Consider the following 21,921-nt stretch of genomic DNA (forward strand, 5'->3'; position numbering starts at 1 on the left):
TTCAGGATGGCTTCCGGCTTGCCATCAATAGTGTCCGCTCGCGCGCCGCAGGTTCAAACCGGGCTTGCGACTTTCCTACGATTTTCTTGCGACTTTCCTGCGAAATCCTGCCGACCTCTGGGGATCATCGGATGGCGTGTTATCGCGCTGTCCTATCGGACGCCGTTCTATCGAACGCCGTAGCTGGCAAATTCCTTGACGATGTCCGGGTCCATGGCTTTGGCATTGGTAATGTCGAGATCGCCTTCAGCCGTCTGGCCAAGGCGATGTTTGGCCAGACCGCGGCCATAGAGCGATGAGGTCAGCTGCGGATTGATCTTCAGCGCAGCGTCGAAATCCGCAATGGCGTTCTTGCTCTGGCCGTTCTTGAGGTTGACCAGGCCGCGGCTGTCCAGCGCATCGACAAAATTCGGGCGCAGGCGCAGGGCTTCATTGCAGTCCTTGAGCGCGGCGGCGAGGTCACCGGTCACGGTGCGCGCCCAGCAACGATTGTTGTAGGCCTCGACATCCTTGGGATTCAGTTTGATCGTGGCGTCGAAATCCTTGATCGCAGCGGAATAGGCGCCCTTGCTGGCATAGACTTGGCCACGGCGATACAGCGCGCCGGCGTCTTCCGGATTATCGGTCAGCTTGACGTTCAGCGATTTGACGGTCGGATCCTCCGCCAGCGCCAGCAGGATCTTGTTTTCGTCGCGAGGAACTTCGGCGGCGACGGCGGGAGCAGGAGTCGGTGCCGCGGCCGGCGCAGGTGGTGCTGCTGCTGCTGGAGCGGCAGGCGTGGGTGCAGCAGGTGCTGGTGCTGCAGGTGCCGCGACGACTTCCGGCTTGGCCACAGCAGCGGGGCGCGGTGTCGCAGCCGGCGCCGGATCAGCCGGTTTGGCTTCTGCCACAGCGGCGGATGCCGGGCGCGTTCCCTGTATGAAAGAGAAGTCTTCTGCCAGCGACGACGAAATCCACGGCACCTGCTCGCTGCGCGACGCGCGGGTGACGTTGACGCGGGTCCGGTTCAGCGTCTGCTCGGCGGTGAGATCTGGAACCCGGATTTCCTTAAGTAGCTCACTGACAAACAACCCGTGATCGCCGCCGCCATCACTGACGACCGAGCTCAGCGCCGCCGAATACATCACAAGCGTGCCGCTCGGTGCGATCACCGGAGCGAGCCCGGCGGAGAAGCTGCGGAACCGGCGCTCGAACGGATTGCGGCGGGATGCGTCCAAAAGCGCAATCTTGACGCCGGCGCCGCGGCCGTTGATCTCGCCCAGCACGGTCTCGAGGCTGAAGCCGTCGCGGCGCACGTCGGGCTCGGTCCAGATCTGGGCATCGACCGGGATCATGTAACTTTGGCGCGCGGACTGGATGCCGAAGCCGCTGAAGAACACCAGGGCGACCGAGCCGGGCTTCACCTTGCCGTAAAATTTGTCGAGCGCCCGGCGCATACCTTCGCCGCCGAGATTTTCCCCGGTATCGACCTCAAATCCGTCACGCTTCAATTCGGCGGCGACGTCGCGGGCGTCGTTGATAGGCTCCTTGAGTGGAGCTTCGGCGTCCGGATATTTCGCATTGCCGATCACCAGTGCGATCCGGTGGGTCCGATCTTCCGCGGCGGAGGCCTGCCAGACGGGCGTGGCGGCAAACGTCAGGAGAGCGATCAGAGCAATGCGCATTTTCATAATGAAACCGGTCCACACTTGAGGGCGCTGTCCAAGCTGCGGCTTGCGCCGCAGCGACACTAATCCACGCCATTCGCATTATCAAACCGGCGTGATCGCGGCTGTCAACGTGCTGTGTGGGCGCCAGCTATCGCATCAATTCACCACGCGTCTGGCGTTGTCGTACAGTCCTGGTTCCCGGTCATTCCGGTGGCTGGAACGGTTTGACCTTTCCCGGCAGCAATGGCTTGTTGCGCATAACAACGATCGGGAATGGGACGGGACGAATGAGCGTGACTTACGAAATCTATGCGATCCGCTATGCCACGATGACGCCGCGGACGCCGCAGATGAATTATCTCGCACCCGATCCCCATGAGACCGCAGCGGCCGATCTAGATTATTTCGTCTGGCTGATCCGCGGCGGTGGCCGCGACATTCTTGTCGATACCGGCTTCAACGAAGCCGCCTCGAAGGAGCGCAGCCGCAAGCTCACGATCAATCCCATCGACGCGCTGGCCGATTTCGGCGCTCGCGCGGCGGACATCCGCGACGTCATTGTCACGCATCTGCATTACGATCATGCCGGCAATCTCGATCGCCTCCCCAATGCCAGGTTCCATCTGCAGGACCGCGAGATGAGCTACGCGACGGGCCGCTGCATGTGCAACGGGCTGCTGCGGCATCCGTTCTCGGCGGAAGACGTCACGCTGATGGTGCGACACGTGTTCAATGAGCGCGTCACGTTCCACAATGGCGATGGCGAGGTTGCTCCGGGCGTCACGCTGCACCGCGTTGGTGGCCATTCCGATGGTTTGCAGATCGTGCGCGTGCAGACCGCGCGGGGCCCCGTTGTGCTGGCATCGGATGCCTCGCATTATTACGGCAATATGCAGCGCCGCAGCCCGTTTCCGATTGTCTACAATATCGGTGACATGTGCGACGGCTGGACCACCTGCGAGCGCCTTGCCGGCCACCCCGATCGCATCATTCCCGGCCATGATCCGCTGGTGCGCGAGCTCTATCCGCGCGTCGAGGGCAGCAAGGCCGATGCCTATGCGCTGCACGAGATGCCATCGCGCTCCTTTGTGAAAGACTAATCTCTCAATAGGCGCCGGCCTTTTGCCCATGCCGGGTCTGCACGAGGTCGAGGCTACGCTCGATCTTGCCGAGTGCAGCGGCGAAGTCCTTGCGCTCCTGCGCCGTCAGGCATGACAGGATGTCGCGCTCTTTGCTGAGCAGGCGCGGGATCAGTTCTTCATAGAGCGCTGTGCCTTTCGCGGAGAGACGCAGTTCGAAGGCGCGGCGGTCGTCTTCGTTTTCGACCCGTTCGATGAGTTCGCGGTCCAGCAGGGCCGTCACCGCCCGGCTGATGGTGGATTTGTGGGTGCGTGTGCATTGCGAAATGAACTGCGCGCTGCAGGCATCGTCGCGAAAGCCCAGCGTGGCGATGACGCGCCATTCCGGAATATCGAGCCCATAGCGTACCTGATACTCGTCGGACAGTGCGGCGCTGACCTCCGCGGCCAGCCGGTTGAGCCGGAACGGAACGAACTGAAACAGGTCGAATTTCGCCACGGAGCCACCAATTCTGCTGTTGACGCCGCCACGGGTCCGGCGTTTAGATGGTTGCAAATGAGACTATCTTAGAGGGAGTGCGATCCGTTGGCCAGACCAGCGTTGATCCGAAAATACATCCGGTTGCAGGGCGGGGGCTGAGCCATGGCGCAACATGTCCGCCAGTTTGCCTATCGCCGCCATGCCGATCAGGCGCGATCAGCTGCCGCTGCGGCGCATCATCCCGTAGTGGTTGTTGGTGCTGGCCCTGTCGGCCTGTCGCTGGCCATCGATCTGGCGCAGCGCGGCCAGCGCGTGGTGTTGCTCGACGATGCCGATCGGATCGGTGACGGCTCGCGCGCGATCTGTTTCTCCAAGCGCTCGCTCGAATACTGGGATCGCCTGGGCGTCGCCCATCGCATGATCGACAAGGGCGTGGTGTGGAAGGTTGGCAAGATCTTTCTCGGACCGGACATGCTCTACCAGTTCGATCTGCTGCCCGAGACCGGCCACAAGATGCCGGCCTTCATCAATCTGCAGCAATATTACGCTGAATCCTTCCTCGTCGATCGCGTGCATCAATTGCCGGAGATCGATCTGCGCTGGCGCAACAAGGTCATCGCGCTGGCGCAGCACAACGATCACGCCGAACTCACCATCGAGACGCCCGATGGGCCATACACGCTGCGCGCCGACTATGTCGTCGCCTGCGATGGTGCGCGCTCCGGGCTGCGCGGCATGGTTGGCGCGGACTTTTCCGGCGAGGTGTTCGAGGATCAGTTCCTGATCGCCGACGTCAAGATGACCGCGGAATTCCCGACCGAGCGCTGGTTCTGGTTCGATCCGCCGTTCCATTCCGGCCAGTCCGCACTGCTGCATCGCCAGCCCGACGATGTCTGGCGTATCGATCTGCAGCTTGGGCCCGATGCCGACCCTGTCGCGGAGCGGCAGCCGGAGAAGGTGCGTCCGCGCATCGCGCGCATGCTCGGTCACGACGATTTCGATTTCGAGTGGATATCGGTCTACAAATTCCAGTGCCGCCGCATGCAGCGCTTCCTGCATGAGCGCGTGATCTTCGCCGGCGACGCCGCGCATCAAGTGTCGCCGTTCGGCGCGCGGGGCGCCAATTCCGGCCTCGAAGATGCCGAGAATATCGCCTGGAAGCTCGCACTGGTGCTGGCCGACGATGTGCCGACGTCGCTGCTGGCAAGTTATGACGCCGAGCGTGGCCCGGCAGCAGACGAGAACATCCGGGCCTCGACCCATGCGACGGATTTCATCGCGCCGCATTCGAAGCAGGAGCAGCGCATGCGGCAGGCAATACTGTCGCTCGCCAGGGAAGCCGATTTCGCCAAGCGGATGATCAATGGCGGGCGACTGTCCGTGCCGTCGGTCTATCAGACGCCGCTCTCGACGGTCGACAGCGACGACTGGTCGGTCGGTCCTCAGCCGGGCGCGCATATGCCGGATGCGCCGCTCGCGACTGACGACGGCGCACATGTATTTCTCTCGGAATGTTTCGCGGGGGCGGGTCGCGGTTTCACCGTATTGCACTCGGATGGTCAGGCGATCGAACTGCCCGAGGGCGTGGCCCGTCTGGTCGTCGGTGACGATGCGGCGCTGCGCGACGAGACCGGACTGTTCAAGGCACGCTACGGCGCCGATCCGGGTGCCGCCTATCTGCTGCGGCCCGATGGTTATGTCGCGGCGCGTTTCCGGCATCCGACGCCGCAGGCGATCAAGGCTGCGGTCGCGCGTGCCAGCGGGAGGCCGTCATGACAGCACTATCCACGACGTCCAATTTCGCCAGCCCCGACGACGCCTATCGTGCGATTGTCGAGGCACATCGCGGATTGACCGACGATCAAAGCGCGGCGCTCGATACGGCACTCGTGCTGATCCTCGCCAATCATATCGGCGATGCCGCTGTGCTCGGTGACGCGATAGCGCTGGCGAAGCGGCGGCTGCCGAATGTGAGGGACGAGAAATGACAAAACTCGTCATTCCGGGGCGAGGGCGGCGTCAGCCGCACGCGAACCCGGAATCTCGATATGTTCAACGCGCAACCATTTCGGGATTCCGGGTCTGCACTACGTCGGCTCTGCCGACTTACGTGCATCCCGGAATGACGGTTTGAGATTCAAGAAGGAAAAGAACGAATGACCAAGGGTTTCGCATCCACGACCGACATGACCGAGAAGAAGGTCACCTTCTCGGAGATCGGTACCGATCTATATGCCTTTACGGCCGAGGGCGATCCGAACTCGGCTGTCATCGTCGGCGATGACGGTTGCATCGTGTTCGACGCGCAGGCGACGCCGGCGATGGCCAACAAGGTCATCGAACGGGTGCGGACGGTCACCGACAAGCCGATCAAATATGTCGTGCTGTCGCATTATCATGCGGTGCGCGTGCTTGGCGCGTCTGCCTACAAGGCGCAGGGTGTCGTCGCGTCGCAGGAGACCTATCGGCTGGTGGAAGAACGCGGCCAGCAGGACTGGGATTCCGAGTTCGGGCGTTTCCCGCGTCTGTTCCAGGATGCCGAGAGCATTCCCGGTCTGACCTGGCCAACGCTCACTTTTGAAGGCGAGATGTCGATCTTCCTCGGCAAGCGCGAGGTGCGCCTGATGCAGCTCGGCGCCGGTCATACGTCGGGCGATATCGTCGCCTGGGTGCCGGATGCCGAAGTCATGTTCTCAGGCGATCTCATCGAATATCACTCGGCCTGCTACTGCGGTGATGCGCTGCTGCGCGAATGGCCGTCGACGCTGAACGAGATCCGCGCGTTCAACCCGAAAGCAATTGCGCCGGGTCGCGGTGATGCGTTGAAGGGACTGGAAACGACCCGCGAGGCGATCGCGATGACGCGTGACTTCGTGATGTCGCTCTATGGCGCGGCGGAGCTGTCGGTCGCCAAGGGACGCAGCCTGAAGGAGACCATGGCGTCGACCCGCGAGGTCATGGACAAGAAGTTCTCGAGCTTTGCGATCTACGAGCACTGCTTGCCGTTCAATGTATCCCGCGCCTTCGATGAAGCGTCGGGGATCGACGACCCCGTGATCTGGACCGACAAGCGCGACCGCGAAATGTGGGCCGCGCTCCAAGGAGGATGAGATGAACATCACCACCAATCCCGATCTAATCAGCCGCAACACCGTCAACGTCACGCCGGGCTATATGTCCGGCTTTGGGAACAGCTTCGAAACCGAGGCGCTGCCCGGCGCGCTGCCCATCGGCCGCAACTCGCCGCAGCGCGCGGCCTATGGGCTCTATGCCGAGCAGCTCTCCGGTTCGCCCTTCACGGCGCCGCGCGGCACCAATGAACGGTCCTGGCTATATCGCATTCGCCCGTCGGTGAAACATTCCGGCCGCTTCGAGAAGGCAGATAGCAAGCTGTGGCGCACCGCGCCGTGTCACGAGAACGATCTGCCGATCGCGCAATTGCGCTGGGATCCGGCGCCGATCCCGAAGGAGGACATGACCTTCCTGCAGGGTGTGCAGACCATGACCACGGCCGGCGACGCCGGCACCCAGGCCGGCATGGCGGCGCATGTCTATCTGATCACCAAGTCAATGGTTGATCAGCATTTCTACAATGCCGATGGCGAGATGATGTTCGTGCTGCAGCAGGGCAATCTCCTGTTCGTCACCGAATTCGGCCGCATCGATGCCGAGCCCGGCGAGATCGTGGTGATCCCGCGCGGCGTCAAGTTCCGCGTCGAACTCACCGGCGGCGCCGCGCGCGGCTATCTCTGCGAGAACTATGGCGGCGCCTTCACGCTGCCGGAGCGCGGGCCCATCGGCGCCAATTGTCTTGCCAATGCGCGCGACTTCCTGACGCCGGTGGCCGCCTATGAGGACAAGGACACGCCGACCGAGCTCTATGTGAAATGGGGCGGCACGCTGTTCAAGACGGTGCTGCCGCATTCGCCGATCGATGTGGTCGCGTGGCACGGCAACTATGCGCCGTATAAATACGATCTGCGGACCTTCTCGCCGGTCGGCGCCATCGGCTTCGATCATCCGGATCCGTCGATCTTCACGGTACTGACCTCGCCGTCGGAAACCGCAGGCACGGCAAACATCGACTTCGTGATTTTCCCGGAGCGATGGGCGGTGGCGGAAAACACGTTCCGGCCGCCGTGGTATCACATGAACATCATGTCGGAATTCATGGGCCTGATTTACGGCGTCTATGATGCCAAGCCGCAGGGCTTCACGCCGGGCGGCATCAGCCTGCACAACATGATGCTGCCGCACGGTCCGGATCGCGAGGCCTTCGATCACGCCAGCAATGGCGAGTTGAAGCCCGTAAAGCTCACCGGCACCATGGCCTTCATGTTCGAGACCCGCTACCCGCAGCGCGTTACGGAACACGCGGCCACGACGGCGACGCTGCAGAGCGATTATGCGGATTGCTGGAAGGGCCTGGAGAAGCGCTTCGATCCGAACAAGCGCTAGGTGCTCACGTTATCGCTCCCAGGGCGGCACGTCCTTGATGCGCGCGACATGCGTTGCGATGTCTTCAGGGCTCTTTGAGAGATGTACGCGCCTGTCGGACGCCGGGCGCTTGGCGACCGACAGGCCGGACCGCCATTCGGTGGCGGGGCGGATCGGTCGCGGCGTAAAACCCCCGCCGCAATTTGGGCAGACATTGAAGAGTTTGCTCTCCACGCAGTCCGCGCAGAACGTGCATTCAAAAGTGCAGATGAATGCATCGCGTGCCGCGGGCGGCAGATCCTTGTCGCAATATTCACAGTTTGGCCGCAGCGCCAGTGCCATCGTTCTCTCCCAATCGGTTTGTTGCGCCGATCTTGGCAGAACCGCGATGGTTCGTGAACTCTCAGGCGGCCTGACGCCGGAAGGCGGGTGCTACGATGCTGCGCCCGTGCGCGGGATGTTGAGCCGTCGCGCCCAGGCGATGCCGGGATTGCGTGAGAACAGCCAGGCGAGCGCGTAGAAGCCGATGGCCAGCAGGTACAGAAACGCAAAGCCGAAATACATCGAGTTGTATTCCATCAAGCCGCCGAACAGCGCGCCCATCAGGTTATAGGCCAGTGCGGTCGAGATATTGACGCTCGCCCTGCCGATCAGGCTCGAGAAGATAATGCCCGAGAAGAACAGCGGGATCGTCAGCAGCACGCCGCTGAGCGCGAGATTCGCCCATGGCGATGCAAAGGCGATCAGCGTGTGGTTACGCGCATAGAAGTAGCCAACGAGCAGGCTGATGATCAGGCCCACATAAGCGAGATTGGTGCGCTGAAATGCGTTTCGCTGCACGATGAGGTTGGCCAGGAAGGCCATCACCAGCACCATGATGATGGTCGCTGCGATCACGAACCAGGTCCCGCCGAGATGCAGGCCCAGTTCGGTGATGGCCTTGGTCTCGACCAGCATGAAGCCGGCGCCGAGAAAGAAAAATGGCAGGTAGCCGCGTTCGATTGGGTCATTGAGGCCGATGGTCTTGCGCACGAACATCGTGCTCAGCAACATGACCATGCCGAGCGCGATCATGTAGCTGGTCGGATAGGTCCGGCTGACCATGTAGAAGAACGGCCAGTCATCGGTCGGGATGCTGGCTTCAGGATAGGGCTGCGCATAGCGCTGCGACACGTCCGTGAAGCCGATGGCCGCGAAGGCCTCCATGTTCGGCAGCACGGCATCGCGACCTTTCTGCACGACGAAGGCCGTCGTCGTGCTCGAATCGTAACGCACGCGAATGGCCAGCGGCTTGCCGGCGCCCGGCAGACCCTGCAGGATATGCGACAGCTTGAAGCCGAGCGACTCGTTCGGCAGCGCGAAAGCAATGGACATCACGCCGTCAGGCTTGAGCAGGCGGAAGGCCTCGTCGATGCCCTCGCGGGTATAGACATAGGAATCGACGCGCAGGTTCGATGCATGGCTGAGCGCCGTGTGGGAATCGAGCACGCCATAAATGATCAGGTCGTATTTTTGCTGCGCCGTGCGGAAGAAGTTGCGCGCGTCGTTGATATGTACGGTCACCCGCGGATCGTCATAGGGGTGTTCCGGATGATTGCTGCGGCCGAGATGGATGATGGCGGGATCGATCTCGATGGCGTCCACATGGGACGCGCCCATGCGCAGCGCCGCCGCAACGTCGTTGCCGCTGCCGGCGCCGACAATGGCCACGCGTTCCGGCTTGGTTTTGAAATTGAACGGGAACTCGTAATAGGTCCGCACATAGCGGTCCTCGGCGGATTCAATGCTGCGGTGGCTCTCCGCGAGGTTAAACACCTTTTGATAATACGAGCCGCCCGACAGGATATTCATCAATCCGTCGGATTTCGCCATGCGTTCGAGCAGCTGATAGGGCGAGTAGATCCGTTGGGTCTCCGGCTGCACCGGCCAGGCTAGCACCGTGAGCAGCACGCAGAAGCTCGCAATGCCGATCGGCGAGCGGACATCCCGCGACAGTACGAAGACAAGCAGGATGCCGCCGGCCGCGGTGAACCAGATCACCGGAGGTAGCCAGAACAGGCTCATGACGAACAGCACCAGCACGCCGAGGATACTGCCGACGAGATTGAGGCCGTAGGCCTGCAGGGCGCCGGTCGCGTGCAGCAGCTTGCCGCAGAGCTGGCCGACCGGATAGCAGATGCAGGCGCATAGCACGAAGCTCATCGCCAACAGCAAATAGACGGGAATGCTCTGGGCAAACAGCGACAGCCAGTCGAGGCGATCCATATCGATATTGATCGAGGTCTGTTCATGCATCGGCAGGCCGGTGAAGAATCCGTTGCCGGCTCCGATATCGTAGCGCAATAGCGTGATGACGCTGACGAACAGCGCCAGCATCGGCAGCACCAGCGCCGGTGCGCAGGGTTGTTTCTCGGACACGGCATAGCCGGCGCCAAGGCCTAGAAAGCACGCCAGCAGCGTGAAATTCTTGAAGAACGAAAACACTGGGAAGACTGACGCCAGCCAGCGGATCATCACCAGTTCGAGCAGCAGGCTCACCATGGTGACGAGCACGATCAGCCGTACCTTCTCCTTGGTGCTCATGCTCGCATAGCCGGCTTCGAAATCGGTGCCGAGCAGCGTGATCTGGCGGCCGAGCGGCTTTGCGATCACGGGCGGAGAAATGATGATGGCCAGCGCCGCTGCGCCGAGCAACACGCGCACCAGTGTCAGCAGACCATCGGTTGCGGTGATGCCGTCGCTCTCGAACAACAGGCGCAATGCCAGCAGAGAATAGGCGAAGACGAGGGTGCCAAGGCAGATGCAGAAGAAGCGAACGAGCCGGTGATTGGCATTCTCGGTCGTGCCTGCGTCGCGTCCACCCATCTCTGCTCTTTCCAGCAATGCTTTGGCAGTATCGAGTGTCCAATCAATTCGGATCGGAACCAGACGGGTGTTGTAGGCGCTTCGAGTTAAGAACTGATCAATCGGCGGTTGCAAATTCCGCTGTGTCGCAGGCCTCTGGCGCTCAGGCGAGGGCCGATTTCAGCGGCAGTTTCGATGTTTCCTTCAACCGGTCGAGCACGATCGACGAGCGCACATGCGCCACGCTCTGATGCGGCATCAGCACATTGTTGACGAGGTCGGACAGTCCCTTGAGATCGCGCAGCACGGCCTTGAGCACGTAGTCGGCATCGCCGGTTAGCGAGTAAGCCTCCTGCACCTCGTCGACCCGCTGCACCAGCGTGCGGAACTTCTTGGCATTGTCCGGCGAGTGGGTGGCCAGTTGCACCTGGATGAAGGCGATGACGTTGAAGCCGAGAGCATCCGATGACAAATCGGCGTGATAGCCGGAGATCACGTTCTCCTCTTCGAGCCGCATCCGGCGCCGCGAGCATTGCGAGGCGGACAGACCGACGGTATCGGCGAGCTGCTGGTTGGTCAGCCGGCCATCTTCCTGCAGGGCGGTCAGCATCTTGAGATCGAAGGCGTCTACCGGGATCATGCGTCAAAAGCCTCTTTCATGCGTGAACCGTGCATGAATATCGCATATTCCATCCGAATTTGCATGCACCTTGCGTCGCAAACGACCGACACTCCAGGCGAGCGATAATGCAAATCAGCTTCGGGAGATCACCATGGGTCCGTTTCCGCACGACGCGCCGGCTGCCACCATCTCGGCACATAATCCGATGGGCACCGACGGCTTTGAATTCGTCGAATACGCGCATCCGAGGCCCGAAGAACTCCACGCGCTGTTCAGGCTGATGGGCTACGTGCCCGTCGCGAAGCACAAGACCAGGAAGATCACGGTCTATCGTCAGGGGGACATCAACTATCTCGTCAACGAAGAGCCCGGAACTCACGGCTTCAATTTCGTCGCCGCGCACGGCCCCTGCGCGCCGTCAATGGCGTTCCGAGTCGTCGATGCGCAGGCGGCCTATGACCGCGCGATCTTGCTCGGTGCCGAGCCGGCGGATGTGATCGCAGCGCAGAAGACGGTCGACGTGCCGGCCATCAAGGGCATCGGCGGCAGCCTATTGTACTTCGTCGATCGCTATGGCGCCAAGGGCTCGGCCTATGACCATGAATTCGCATGGCTGGGCGCCAAGAATCCGCGTCCTGAGGGCGCCGGCCTGTTCTATCTCGATCACCTCACCCACAACGTCCATCGCGGCCGCATGGATGTCTGGACCGGCTTCTACGAGAAGCTGTTCAATTTCCGTCAGATTCGCTTCTTCGACATCGAAGGCCGCGCTTCCGGCCTGTTCTCGCGTGCGCTGACCAGCCCTGACGGCAAGATCCGGATTCCGATCAACGAGGATGCCGGCGATGCCGGCCAGATCGAGGAATATCTCAACACCTATCACGGCGAGGGCATCCAGCACATCGCCTGCGGTGTGACGGATATCTACACGACCATCGAGAAGCTGCGCGCCGATGGCCTGCCCTTCATGCCGGCGCCGCCTGTGACCTATTTCGAGAAGATCGATGCGCGGCTGCCGAAGCATGGCGAGGACGTGCCGCGCCTGCAGAAGAACGGCATCCTGATCGACGGCGAGGGCGTGGTCGAAGGCGGCGAGACCAAGGTGCTGCTGCAGATCTTCTCGGCCAATGCGATCGGACCCATTTTCTTCGAATTCATCCAGCGCAAGGGCGATGACGGATTCGGCGAGGGGAATTTCAAGGCGCTGTTCGAGTCGATCGAAGAAGATCAGATCAGGCGCGGTGTGCTGCACGTCGGCGATAAGACGGCGGCGTAATCTTCTCCCTCCCCCAAGCAGCGCAGCTGCGCAGTGGGGAGGGTGGATCGACCGCGAAGCGGTCGAGACGGGTGGGGTGTTTCCCACACACCGACGTCACGTGGGGCTCCCCCACCCGACCGGCCTTCGGCCGGCCACCCTCCCCACGCAAGCGCGGGGGAGGGATAAGAACAGGCGCTACGCGCCCTGCCACTCCCTCACCGCATCACCCAGCTCCACCTTCACCGCCGGCCGTGCTACTGATGGCGTGCGCGAGAACCGCGGTGCGGGTGCCGGCTGTGTCGCGCCTTCGTGCTGGATGAAGACTTCGCGTGCCACCATATGCGGATGTTTCGTGGCTTCCGACATGGTCAGCACCGGTGCGAAGCACACATCGGTGCCTTCCATGATTTTTGACCATTCATCGCGGCTCTTGGTCTTGAACACCGCGGTGAGCTTGTCCTTCACCGCGGCCCAATTCTTCGAGTCCATGTGATTGTCGTAGCAAGCCTCCGAAAGCCCGGCGAGTTCGCGCAGCTCGGCATAGAATTGCGGCTCGATGGAGCCGATCGAGATGAAGTTGCCGCAGCTGCATTCGTAGACGCCGTAGAAATGCGCGCCGCCATCGAGCATGTTGCTCTCGCGACTTTCCTTCCAGCGACCGGCCGCGGTCATGTCGAAGAACATGGTGATCAAGGATGCCGCGCCGTCGCACATGGCGGCGTCCACCACCTGCCCCTGGCCGGAGCGGCTGGCTTCCAGCATGGCGGCGAGCATGCCCATGACGAGATACATCGAGCCGCCGCCGAAATCGCCCACGAGATTCAATGGTGGCACGGGCTTGTCGGCGCCGCCGATCGCGGCGAGGGCCCCGGTGATCGAGATGTAATTGATGTCATGGCCGGCGGCCTGCGCCAGCGGGCCATGCTGGCCCCAGCCGGTCATGCGGCCATAGACCAGTCTCTTGTTGCGGCCGAGGACCACATCCGGCCCGAGGCCGAGGCGCTCCATCACGCCGGGCCGATAACCTTCCACCAGCGCATCGGCGCTATCCAGCAGCGACAGCACCTGTGCGATGGCGGCCTTGTCCTTGAGATCGACCTCGATGACCTTGCGGCCGCGCGACGCCGCGCCCTTCGGCATCTGCTTCGGCCGCACCAGCGTAATCACCTCGGCGCCCATATCGGCGAGCAGCATGCAGGCGAACGGACCGGGGCCGATGCCCGCGAATTCGACGATGCGTGTGCCTTTGAGCGGGCCGGTGGCTTTGGTTTGTGATCGCGACGACGCGATGGTGGTGTCCTGCACTTGTGTTTCCCATGCTTGATCTTGGCCGTCGATGGCGACGGGCCGATTTGCCGGAAACTGTCTATGCTGGAGGTGACAAGGGCAAGAAGCTTTTGGCCGCAATCCTGCATGCGGCCATGCTGCGGCACTGCACAAAAATGCTAAAGCCAAAACTCGATGTCGTCCCCGCGAAGGCGGGGACCCATAACCACCGAGTTCGTGTTTTGCAAAGGCCTCTGCCGCCATTCCGCCACGACGGGATGGAGGCTATGGATCCCCGCCTTCGCGGGGATGACAATTGAGAGGTTCGAGTTTTACCCCGCCGCGTCCACCGCGCGCTGTGCCATGACCTTGATGAGATTGGCGCGATATTCCGCCGAGCCGTGGATGTCACCCATCAACCCATCCGCTGAGATCTTCACGCCGTCCAGCGCTCCCGCCGACCAGTTGGCTTTCAGTGCAGCCTCGATCGCCGGCACGCGCATCACGCCGCTCTGCGATGCGCCGGTGGCTGCGACGCGGACCTCGCCGGACTTTGTCTGTGCGACAAACACCGCGGTGAGTGCGAAACGCGACGCCGGGTGGCGCATCTTGGCGTAGCCGGCCTTGGCCGGAATGGGGAACGACACGGATGTGATGATCTCGTCCTCTTCCAGCGCGGTCGAGAACAGGCCCTGGAAGAAATCGTCGCCTTTGATCTCGCGTTTGTTGGTCTTGATCGTGGCATTCAGCGCCAATACGGCGGCGGGATAATCGGCAGCGGGATCGTTATTGGCAATCGAACCGCCGACGGTGCCGCGATAGCGCACGGCGGGGTCGCCGAGCACCGACGTCAGATGCACGATCGCCGGGATCGCCTTCTTCGCGGCGGCACTCTGCGTGATGTCGTAATAGGTCGTCGCCGCCTTGATGATCAGCGCGTCGGATGTTGCCTCGATGCCGATCAAGTCCTTGATCTTCGCGAGGTCGATGACATCCGATGGTGCCGCAAGACGCTGCTTCATCACGGGGATCAGCGTGTGGCCACCGGCGAGATATTTAGCTTCGGGATGCTTGGCGAACAGGGCCGCTGCTTCGTCGATGCTGGCAGGGCGGTGATAAGTGGTCTCATACATCGTATTGCTTCCTTATCTTTTGGTCGTGTTTTCTTGACGCGAACCGGCTTCCTCTTGGCTTGAAAACACGCCGCTTATTCCGCTGCCTGCTGCAATTGCAGCGCTTCCCAGACACGGCCCGGCGTCGCCGGCATCTCGATCTTGTTGTGGCCGAGCGCGTCCGTAATGGCGTTGATCACCGCGGGTGACGAACCGATCGCGCCGGCCTCGCCGCAGCCTTTCACGCCGAGCGGATTGCCCGGGCACAGCGTCGTGGTGTGCGAGACCCGGAACGACGGCACGTCGTCGGCGCGGGGCATGGCGTAATCCATGAACGACGCCGTCACCGGCTGGCCGTTGTCGTCATAGATAGCGCTTTCGAGCATCGCCTGCCCGATGCCCTGGGCGAGGCCGCCATGGACCTGGCCTTCCACGATCATCGGATTGATTAGCCGGCCGAAGTCATCGACCGCCACGAAGTCGACAATGTCGGTCTTGCCGGTGCCGGGGTCGATCTCGACTTCGCAGATGTAAGCGCCGGCCGGGAAGGTGAAGTTGGTGGGGTCGTAGAACGCGCCTTCCTTCAGGCCGGGCTCCATGCCATCAGGCAGATTGTGTGCGGTATAGGCCGCGAGTGCCACCATCGGCAGCGCGATCGCCTTGTCGGTGCCGGCGACCTTGAACTCGCCATTTTCGATGACGATGTCGCCTTCGGAGGCCTCAAGCAGATGCGCGGCGATCTTCTTCGCCTTGGCTTCTACCTTCTCCATCGCCTTGAAGATCGCGGACATGCCGACCGCCGCCGAGCGCGAGCCATAGGTGCCCATGCCGAACTGCACTTTATCAGTGTCGCCATGCACGATCTGGACCTGATCGACGGAAATGCCGAGCCTGTCAGCAACGAGCTGTGCGAAGGTTGTCTCGTGGCCCTGGCCGTGGCTGTGCGATCCCGTCAGCACTTCGATGGTACCGACCGGATTGACGCGGACCTCCGCGGATTCCCACAGGCCGACGCCGGCGCCGAGCGAGCCGACCGCCTTGGACGGCGCGATGCCGCAGGCTTCGATGTAGCAGGAGAAGCCAAGCCCGCGCAGTTTGCCGGCGGCTTTCGCCTTGGCCTTCCGCGCCGGGAAGCCGGCATAATCGATCGCCTTCAGCGCTGCGTCGAGCGAGGCGCCGAAGTCGCCGATGTCATAGGCCATGATGACAGGCGTCTGATGCGGAAACTGGGTCACAAAGTTGAGGCGGCGCAGTTCGGCTGGATCGACCTTCAACTGCCGCGCCGATGTCTCCATCAGCCGCTCCACCAGATAGCTCGCTTCCGGGCGTCCGGCGCCGCGATAGGCATCGACCGGCGTGGTGTTGGTATAGACGCCCATCACTTCGGCATAGATGGTCGGGATATTGTACTGGCCCGACAGCAGCGTGGCGTAGAGATAGGTCGGCACCGAGGACGAGAACAGCGACATATAGGCGCCAAAATTGGCGTGGGTCTTCACCCGCAGGCCCAGGATCTTGTTGTTGGCATCGAACGCCATCTCGGCATGGGAGATGTGATCGCGGCCATGCGCATCGGTGAGAAACGCCTCGGTGCGGTCGCCGGTCCATTTCACCGGGCGACGCACTTTCTTCGACGCCCACAGTGCGACCATTTCTTCGGGATAGATGAAGATCTTCGACCCGAAGCCGCCGCCGACGTCCGGGGCGATCACGCGCAGCTTGTGTTCCTGTGCCACGTTATAGAACGCCGACAGCACGAGCCGCGCCACATGCGGATTTTGCGATGTCGTATGGAGCGTGAAGTGCTCTTCAGCTTCGTCATATTCCGCGACGGCTGCGCGCGGCTCCATCGCATTCGGCACCAGCCGGTTATTGGTCAGGTCCAGCGAAACGACATTGGCGGCCTTGCTGAAGGCGTCATTGGTCAGCTTCTCGTCGCCGATCGCCCAGTCATAGACCACATTGCCCGGCGCTTCCGGATGCAGTTGCGGCGCGCCCGAGGCGAGCGCTGCGGTCATGCTGCTGACGGCAGGGAGTTCTTCATAAGTCACGACCACGGCCTCGGCCGCATCCTTCGCCTGGTTCTTGGTCTCGGCGATCACCACGGCGACTGCCTGACCGACGAAGCGCACGGTGTCCGGCGCCATCGCCGGCCATGCGCCCATCTTCATGGGTGTGCCGTCCTTGGAGGACACCGCCCAGCCGCAGATCAGATTGCCGATCTTGTCGTCCACCAGTTGCTGTGCAGTGAGCACATCGACCACGCCCGGCATATCCTTGGCGGCGGAGGCGTCGATGCCCTTCACTTTCGCATGGGCATGCGGACTGCGGATGAAATGCGCGTGGGTGAGGCCGACGATCTTGACGTCGTCGACATAGCGGCCGCGGCCGGTGATGAATCGCTTGTCTTCCTTGCGCGCAACGCGTGCGCCGATGCCTTCAACGCCCATCTCATGGGTCTCCCTGCCGGAGTTTTTGATTGTCCGCGCTTTCCATCGAAAGGCGCGGTTGGCTCAGCTCAGATCAATGCGCCGCGGCTCATTCAGCCGCTTGCGCAACCTTCATGCGTCCGGCGGCGTCGAGCACCGATTTGACGATGTTGTGGTAGCCGGTGCAGCGGCAGATATTGCCTTCGAGCTCGTGGCGCACCGTCTCTTCATCGAGATCGCCCGCGTGGCGATTCACGATGTCGATCGCCGACATGATCATGCCCGGCGTGCAGTAGCCGCATTGCAGGCCGTGATTGTCGCGGAACGCCGCCTGCATCGGATGCAGCTGGTCGCCCTTGGCAATGCCTTCAATGGTGGTGACATTGGCACCGTCGATCTGACCGACCAGCGTGGTGCAGGATTTCACGGCCTTGCCGTCGATATGCACGATGCAGGCGCCGCACTGGCTGGTATCGCAGCCCACATGGGTCCCGGTCAGGTTGAGATTTTCGCGGAGTAGGTGGACGAGAAGGGTTCTGTCTTCGACCGTGGCAGAGACAGATTTGCCATTGACCGTCAGTTTCACTGTGGACACGCAGACCTCCCGGTATTTTTTAATTATTCCAATTAGAAGCGCGGTCCGGAAAGTTTGCAACTGGGAATTTGGTGGAGTGGTTCTTCCCCTCTCCCCCAGCGCGGCGAAGCCGCGCGCCGCGGGAGAGGGTGGATCGACCGCGCAAGCGGTCGAGACGGGAGAGGGTGCCAGGAGCACTGTGCGTTGCTGTTACCCCTCTCCCGCCTTCGCTTCGCTCAGGCACCCTCTCCCGCAAGGGGAGAGGGGAAGTAAGCAACGCGCGTATCCCTCCTGCAAATTTGTGCCTTCATATCCGCAGGCTGCGATGCTCTAGTCGCGGCGCAATAAATGCCGCAAGCGATTGCGGACAATAACAATTCCGCGACGAGGAGTTTTTGGGAGTGATCGACAAGCGCGTAGCCAGCGCGGCCGAGGCCGTGGCTGGGGTGAAGGATGGGGCGGTCGTCCTGGTGGCCGGGTTCGGTACTGTCGGCATTGCCGATGATCTGCTGGAGGCGTTGCACGAGCAGGGTGCGACCAATCTCACCATCGTCCACAACAATGCCGGCAATGGCGACACTGGTTTGGCCCGGCTGATCAATTCCGGTCGCGTCGCCAAGGTGATTTGCTCCTATCCGCGCTCCGGCGACTACAGCGCTTTCCTGAATGCCTATCGTGCCAAGACGCTGGAACTCGAACTGGTGCCGCAGGGCATCATCAGCGAGCGCATGCATGCGCATGCCGCGGGGCTCGGCGGCTTCTTCTCGCCGGTCACGGCGCATACGAAACTTGCCGAGGGCAAGGAGACCCGCGAGATCGACGGCGTGCTGTATGTGTTCGAGAAGCCGCTGAAGGGCGACATTGCACTGCTGCGCGCCAAGAAGGCGGATCGCTGGGGCAACCTCGTCTATGACCAGTCGGCGCGTAACTTCAATCCGATCATGGCCATGGCTGCCGATCTCAGCGTCGTGCAGGTCAATGAAATGGTCGAACTCGGCAGTCTCGATCCGGAAGCGGTGGTGACGCCGAGCATTTTCATCGATCGTGTGGTGGTAGTGGGAGCAAAGGCATGACGTCGTCTGATAAGACTGCAACATACAAGCCGCTCAATCGCGACCAGATGGCCTGGCGCGCCGCGCAGGACCTGCAGGAAGGCGCCTATGTCAATCTCGGCATCGGCATGCCGACGCGGGCGGCGAGCTACGTGCCCGATGGGCGCGAGGTGATCTTCCACAGCGAGAACGGCATTCTCGGTCTCGGGCCGAAGCCGGAGCCGGGCACCGAAGACGAGAACCTGATCGATGCCGGCAAGAACTACACGACGCTGATCAAGGGCGGCGTGTTCATGCACCACGCCGACGCGTTCCTGATGATCCGCGGCAAGCATCTCGATGTCAGCCTGCTCGGCGCCTTTGAAGTCTCGGAAGCCGGCGATCTCGCCAACTGGACCACGGAAGATCCGTCTTTTCCGCCCGGTGTCGGCGGCGCGATGGATCTGGCGGTCGGCGCCAAGGAAATCCGCGTGATCATGGATCATACCGACAAGGGCGGTAAGCCGCGTATCCTCAAGAAGTGCCGGCTGCCGCTCACGGCACCGGGCTGCGTCAAGCGCATCTACACCAATCTGGCGGTCATTGACGTCACGGAGCAGGGCCTGTTCGTGCGCGAGATGGTCGAGGGCATGACGCTGGAGCAGTTGCAGGCGCTCACCGAGCCCAAGCTGCAGCTCGCCAACAACTGGCAGTCGCTCACCCCGCCCGCAATGGCGGCGTAGTTGGCTCGTCATTCCGGGACAGGACGGACCGCGTAGCGGGCCGGCATGGGCCCGGAATCTTGAGCTGCTTTGCACAACATGTCGAGATTCCGGGTTCGGTCCCGCCGCCTACGGCGTCGGCCCGCCCCGGAATGACAGTCCTGTTCGCCTGCCGCGCAACCTCCAGAAGTTCCGGTATCCGTTTACTCGTCCTTAGCCAATGTGCCGTAGGTTTGGGCATCGGCTTTGCGCGCGCTTGCGCGCGATGACCGGGATGTTGGGAGTGATGAACGGGGGCCCCACGTGGCAACGACGACGCTTGTCCGGAAGAAGCCGGCTTCTTTTAAGTTTCCTGCCCTCAGGTTCCGCGCCAAGGTGACGCTGGGCTTTGCGGCCGTGCTCGCCATATCCGCGCTCAGCATGGTGCTCGCTTATGTCGGCTTCGAGCGCATCTCGGCCGGCGTCGTGTCGTATCGCACCAGCGTTGCGGAGTCCGGTCTGGCCCGCAATATCGACCGCGAACTGACCTCCTATCAGGCGCTGACGCGCTATTACGTCCTCACCAGCAATGAAGCGGACGCCAAGGCAGCGAAGGCTGCGGAAACCAGTCTGAAGGACGCCATCGACCAGTCGATGAAGGTGACCAAGGACTCCGCGCGGCTCGACAAGATCACCAAACTGTCCCGCGAATTCATTACGTTCACCAAGGTGTTCGCCGACATTCTCACCGTCAAGGGACAAAACGACACCATCGCGTCGACCCAGTTGTCGCGCACCAGCCTGATGCTGCGTAACAAGATCGATGATCTCGGCGACACCGCGACCATGGCCGGCCTTGCTTCCGTGCAGGATCAGGTCAAGGAAATCACCACCCAGTTCATCACCGCGACCTCGCTCGTGAACACCTATATCGGCAAGGCCGAGGACAAGACCTCGAATGCCGCGACGGCCCGCATCAAGTTCCTGCAGAATTCGTTTGCGACGATCTATGCCAATGACGACAAGATCAACAACAAGGTGAAGGAGATCACCGCGGAGACGAAGCTCTACGCCGATGCTTTCGTCAAGTTCGTCGAGAACACCAAGAAGGTCGACGGTCTCGTTCAGGAAATGTCGGAGACGGCGGGAGCGATCACCAAGCTGTCGACGGCGATGAAGGGGGATCTGCTGTCCGATCAGCAGCGTCTTGAAACCGAATCCGACACCACGATCCACGACACCGAGCGCCAGGTGATGGTGCTGGGCGTTGGCGGCTTCATCGTCGGTGCCATCCTTGCGCTGCTGCTGGGCCGTAGCATTGCCGGTCCGATGATTGCGATGTGCGCAGCGATGCGCAAGCTCGCAGCCGGCGACTTCGAAGTGGTGCTGCCGGGTCTTGGCCGCCGCGACGAACTCGGCGACATGGCGTCCGCCGTGGAAGAGTTCAAGGTACAGGCCATCGCAAAGGCCGAGCGGGATGCCGCGACTCAGGAAGAGCAAAGCCGCGAGGCCGGTGCGGCGCGCCGTGCCGAACTCATCCGCTTTGCTGACGATTTCGAGGCCGCCGTGGGCGCGATCGTCTCGAACGTGTCGGCATCGGCCGGGCAGCTGGAAACCGCAGCGGGCACGCTGACGCGCACCGCCGAGACCACCGAGGGATTGTCGAGCCGCGTCGCAGGCGCATCGGATCAGGCCTCCTCGAACATGCAGTCAGTGGCGACCGCGACCGAGGAGCTCTCGCTGTCGGTCAATGAAATCGGCCGCCAGGTGCAGACCTCCAGCAAGATCGCCGACAGTGCGGTCGTGCAAGCGCAGCAGACCGATGCCCGCATCGGCGAGTTGTCGCGCGCAGCGCAGCGCATCGGCGACGTCGTCGATCTCATCACGGCGATTGCCGAACAGACCAACCTTCTGGCGCTCAATGCGACCATCGAGGCTGCGCGTGCCGGAGATGCCGGCCGCGGCTTCGCGGTTGTGGCGTCCGAAGTGAAGTCGCTGGCCAGCCAGACCGCCAAGGCGACCGAGGAAATCTCGACTCAGATCGCGGGTATGCAGAGTGCGACGCAGGAGTCGGTGTCGGCGATCAAGCAGATCGGCAACACCATAGGCGAGATTTCCGGCATTGCCTCGGAGATCGCCAGCGCCGTCGAGCAACAGGGCGCTGCCACGCGCGAAATCGCGCAGAACGTTCAGCGCGTTGCCCACGGCACCCAGCAGGTCGCCGGCGATATCGTCGATGTGAATCGCGGTGCGACCGAAACCGGCGCTGCATCGGCTCAGGTGCTGAATTCGGCACAGACCCTGTCGAGCGAGAGCGCGCGGCTGCGGGCCGAGCTGGACCGGTTCATGGGGAATATCCGGGCGGCGTAAACGCGATGCCCGCACCTATAACTCCGTCATGCCCGGGCTTGTCCCGGGCATCCACGTCTTTGCGGTGC

18 protein-coding genes are annotated in these 21,921 nt (G+C 62.2%); 9 read left to right on the forward strand and 9 right to left on the reverse strand.

All coding sequences use genetic code 11. From position 1 onward, the window contains the following. Positions 1-167 precede the first annotated feature (167 nt). A complete protein-coding gene (locus tag HP556_RS29840; RefSeq protein ID WP_175369571.1) occupies positions 168-1,670 on the reverse strand; it encodes a caspase family protein in 1,503 nt (500 codons plus the stop codon). A 266-nt stretch (positions 1,671-1,936) separates the two neighbouring features. Here HP556_RS29840 and HP556_RS29845 point away from each other — a divergent pair, with 266 nt between their 5' ends. Beyond that, positions 1,937-2,749, forward strand: a complete 813-nt coding sequence (locus HP556_RS29845) for an N-acyl homoserine lactonase family protein (protein ID WP_089266728.1) — start codon at positions 1,937-1,939, stop codon at positions 2,747-2,749. Positions 2,750-2,753: 4 nt separating this feature from the next. On the opposite strand, the gene HP556_RS29850 is transcribed toward HP556_RS29845, so the two are convergent. Further along, entirely contained in the window at positions 2,754-3,227 is a 474-nt protein-coding gene (locus HP556_RS29850) for a MarR family winged helix-turn-helix transcriptional regulator (protein WP_089266730.1), read from the reverse strand. Between the two features lie 144 nt (positions 3,228-3,371). Here HP556_RS29850 and HP556_RS29855 point away from each other — a divergent pair, with 144 nt between their 5' ends. From HP556_RS29855 to hmgA, 4 genes are all read left to right on the forward strand, one after another. Continuing rightward, complete coding sequence (locus HP556_RS29855; protein WP_175369572.1) at positions 3,372-4,985, forward strand: FAD-dependent oxidoreductase; 1,614 nt, start codon at positions 3,372-3,374, stop codon at positions 4,983-4,985. Further along, a complete protein-coding gene (locus HP556_RS29860; RefSeq protein WP_089266733.1) occupies positions 4,982-5,197 on the forward strand; it encodes a DUF2783 domain-containing protein in 216 nt (71 codons plus the stop codon). The genes HP556_RS29855 and HP556_RS29860 overlap by 4 nt, the downstream gene beginning before the upstream one ends. 168 nt (positions 5,198-5,365) lie before the next feature. Next, a complete protein-coding gene (locus HP556_RS29865; protein ID WP_175369573.1) occupies positions 5,366-6,319 on the forward strand; it encodes an MBL fold metallo-hydrolase in 954 nt (317 codons plus the stop codon). Position 6,320: 1 nt separating this feature from the next. Continuing rightward, on the forward strand, positions 6,321-7,667 hold the full coding sequence (gene hmgA / locus HP556_RS29870) for a homogentisate 1,2-dioxygenase (RefSeq protein ID WP_175369574.1): 1,347 nt from the start codon (positions 6,321-6,323) through the stop codon (positions 7,665-7,667). Positions 7,668-7,676: 9 nt separating this feature from the next. Here hmgA and HP556_RS29875 read toward each other — a convergent pair whose 3' ends face one another. The 3 genes from HP556_RS29875 to HP556_RS29885 all read right to left on the reverse strand — a co-directional run bounded on the left by HP556_RS29875 (position 7,677) and on the right by HP556_RS29885 (position 11,130). Beyond that, positions 7,677-7,988, reverse strand: coding sequence for a DUF1272 domain-containing protein (locus HP556_RS29875; RefSeq protein ID WP_175369575.1), 312 nt, complete (start codon positions 7,986-7,988; stop codon positions 7,677-7,679). A 90-nt stretch (positions 7,989-8,078) separates the two neighbouring features. Continuing rightward, the gene (locus HP556_RS29880; protein ID WP_175369576.1) at positions 8,079-10,511 is read right to left on the reverse strand and encodes a spermine/spermidine synthase domain-containing protein; all 2,433 of its coding nucleotides are present in this window, start codon (positions 10,509-10,511) and stop codon (positions 8,079-8,081) included. A gap of 142 nt (positions 10,512-10,653) precedes the next feature. Next, positions 10,654-11,130, reverse strand: coding sequence for an Lrp/AsnC family transcriptional regulator (locus HP556_RS29885; RefSeq protein WP_175369577.1), 477 nt, complete (start codon positions 11,128-11,130; stop codon positions 10,654-10,656). Positions 11,131-11,263: 133 nt separating this feature from the next. Between HP556_RS29885 and hppD the strand changes: the two genes are divergently transcribed. Next, entirely contained in the window at positions 11,264-12,388 is a 1,125-nt protein-coding gene (hppD, locus tag HP556_RS29890; RefSeq protein WP_175369578.1) for a 4-hydroxyphenylpyruvate dioxygenase, read from the forward strand. Between the two features lie 177 nt (positions 12,389-12,565). On the opposite strand, the gene HP556_RS29895 is transcribed toward hppD, so the two are convergent. The 4 genes from HP556_RS29895 to HP556_RS29910 form a co-directional block, all read right to left on the reverse strand. Next, on the reverse strand, positions 12,566-13,675 hold the full coding sequence (locus HP556_RS29895) for a CoA transferase (RefSeq protein ID WP_175369579.1): 1,110 nt from the start codon (positions 13,673-13,675) through the stop codon (positions 12,566-12,568). Positions 13,676-13,968: 293 nt separating this feature from the next. Beyond that, positions 13,969-14,769 (reverse strand): FAD binding domain-containing protein, encoded by an 801-nt coding sequence (locus tag HP556_RS29900; RefSeq protein ID WP_175369580.1) that lies wholly within the window; start codon positions 14,767-14,769, stop codon positions 13,969-13,971. A gap of 74 nt (positions 14,770-14,843) precedes the next feature. Next, on the reverse strand, positions 14,844-17,198 hold the full coding sequence (locus HP556_RS29905) for a xanthine dehydrogenase family protein molybdopterin-binding subunit (RefSeq protein WP_175369581.1): 2,355 nt from the start codon (positions 17,196-17,198) through the stop codon (positions 14,844-14,846). A gap of 88 nt (positions 17,199-17,286) precedes the next feature. Then, on the reverse strand, positions 17,287-17,772 hold the full coding sequence (locus HP556_RS29910; protein ID WP_068737631.1) for a (2Fe-2S)-binding protein: 486 nt from the start codon (positions 17,770-17,772) through the stop codon (positions 17,287-17,289). A 380-nt stretch (positions 17,773-18,152) separates the two neighbouring features. Between HP556_RS29910 and HP556_RS29915 the strand changes: the two genes are divergently transcribed. From HP556_RS29915 to HP556_RS29925, 3 genes are all read left to right on the forward strand, one after another. Next, positions 18,153-18,824: a 3-oxoacid CoA-transferase subunit A gene (locus HP556_RS29915; RefSeq protein WP_093758046.1), complete on the forward strand. Its 672-nt coding sequence runs from the start codon at positions 18,153-18,155 to the stop codon at positions 18,822-18,824. Further along, positions 18,821-19,525 (forward strand): 3-oxoacid CoA-transferase subunit B, encoded by a 705-nt coding sequence (locus tag HP556_RS29920; protein ID WP_210269364.1) that lies wholly within the window; start codon positions 18,821-18,823, stop codon positions 19,523-19,525. The genes HP556_RS29915 and HP556_RS29920 overlap by 4 nt, the downstream gene beginning before the upstream one ends. A gap of 282 nt (positions 19,526-19,807) precedes the next feature. Then, a complete protein-coding gene (locus tag HP556_RS29925; protein ID WP_244628369.1) occupies positions 19,808-21,853 on the forward strand; it encodes a methyl-accepting chemotaxis protein in 2,046 nt (681 codons plus the stop codon). Positions 21,854-21,921 lie beyond the last annotated feature (68 nt).

This window comes from Tardiphaga robiniae (assembly GCF_013359755.1).
Lineage (GTDB): Bacteria > Pseudomonadota > Alphaproteobacteria > Rhizobiales > Xanthobacteraceae > Tardiphaga > Tardiphaga robiniae.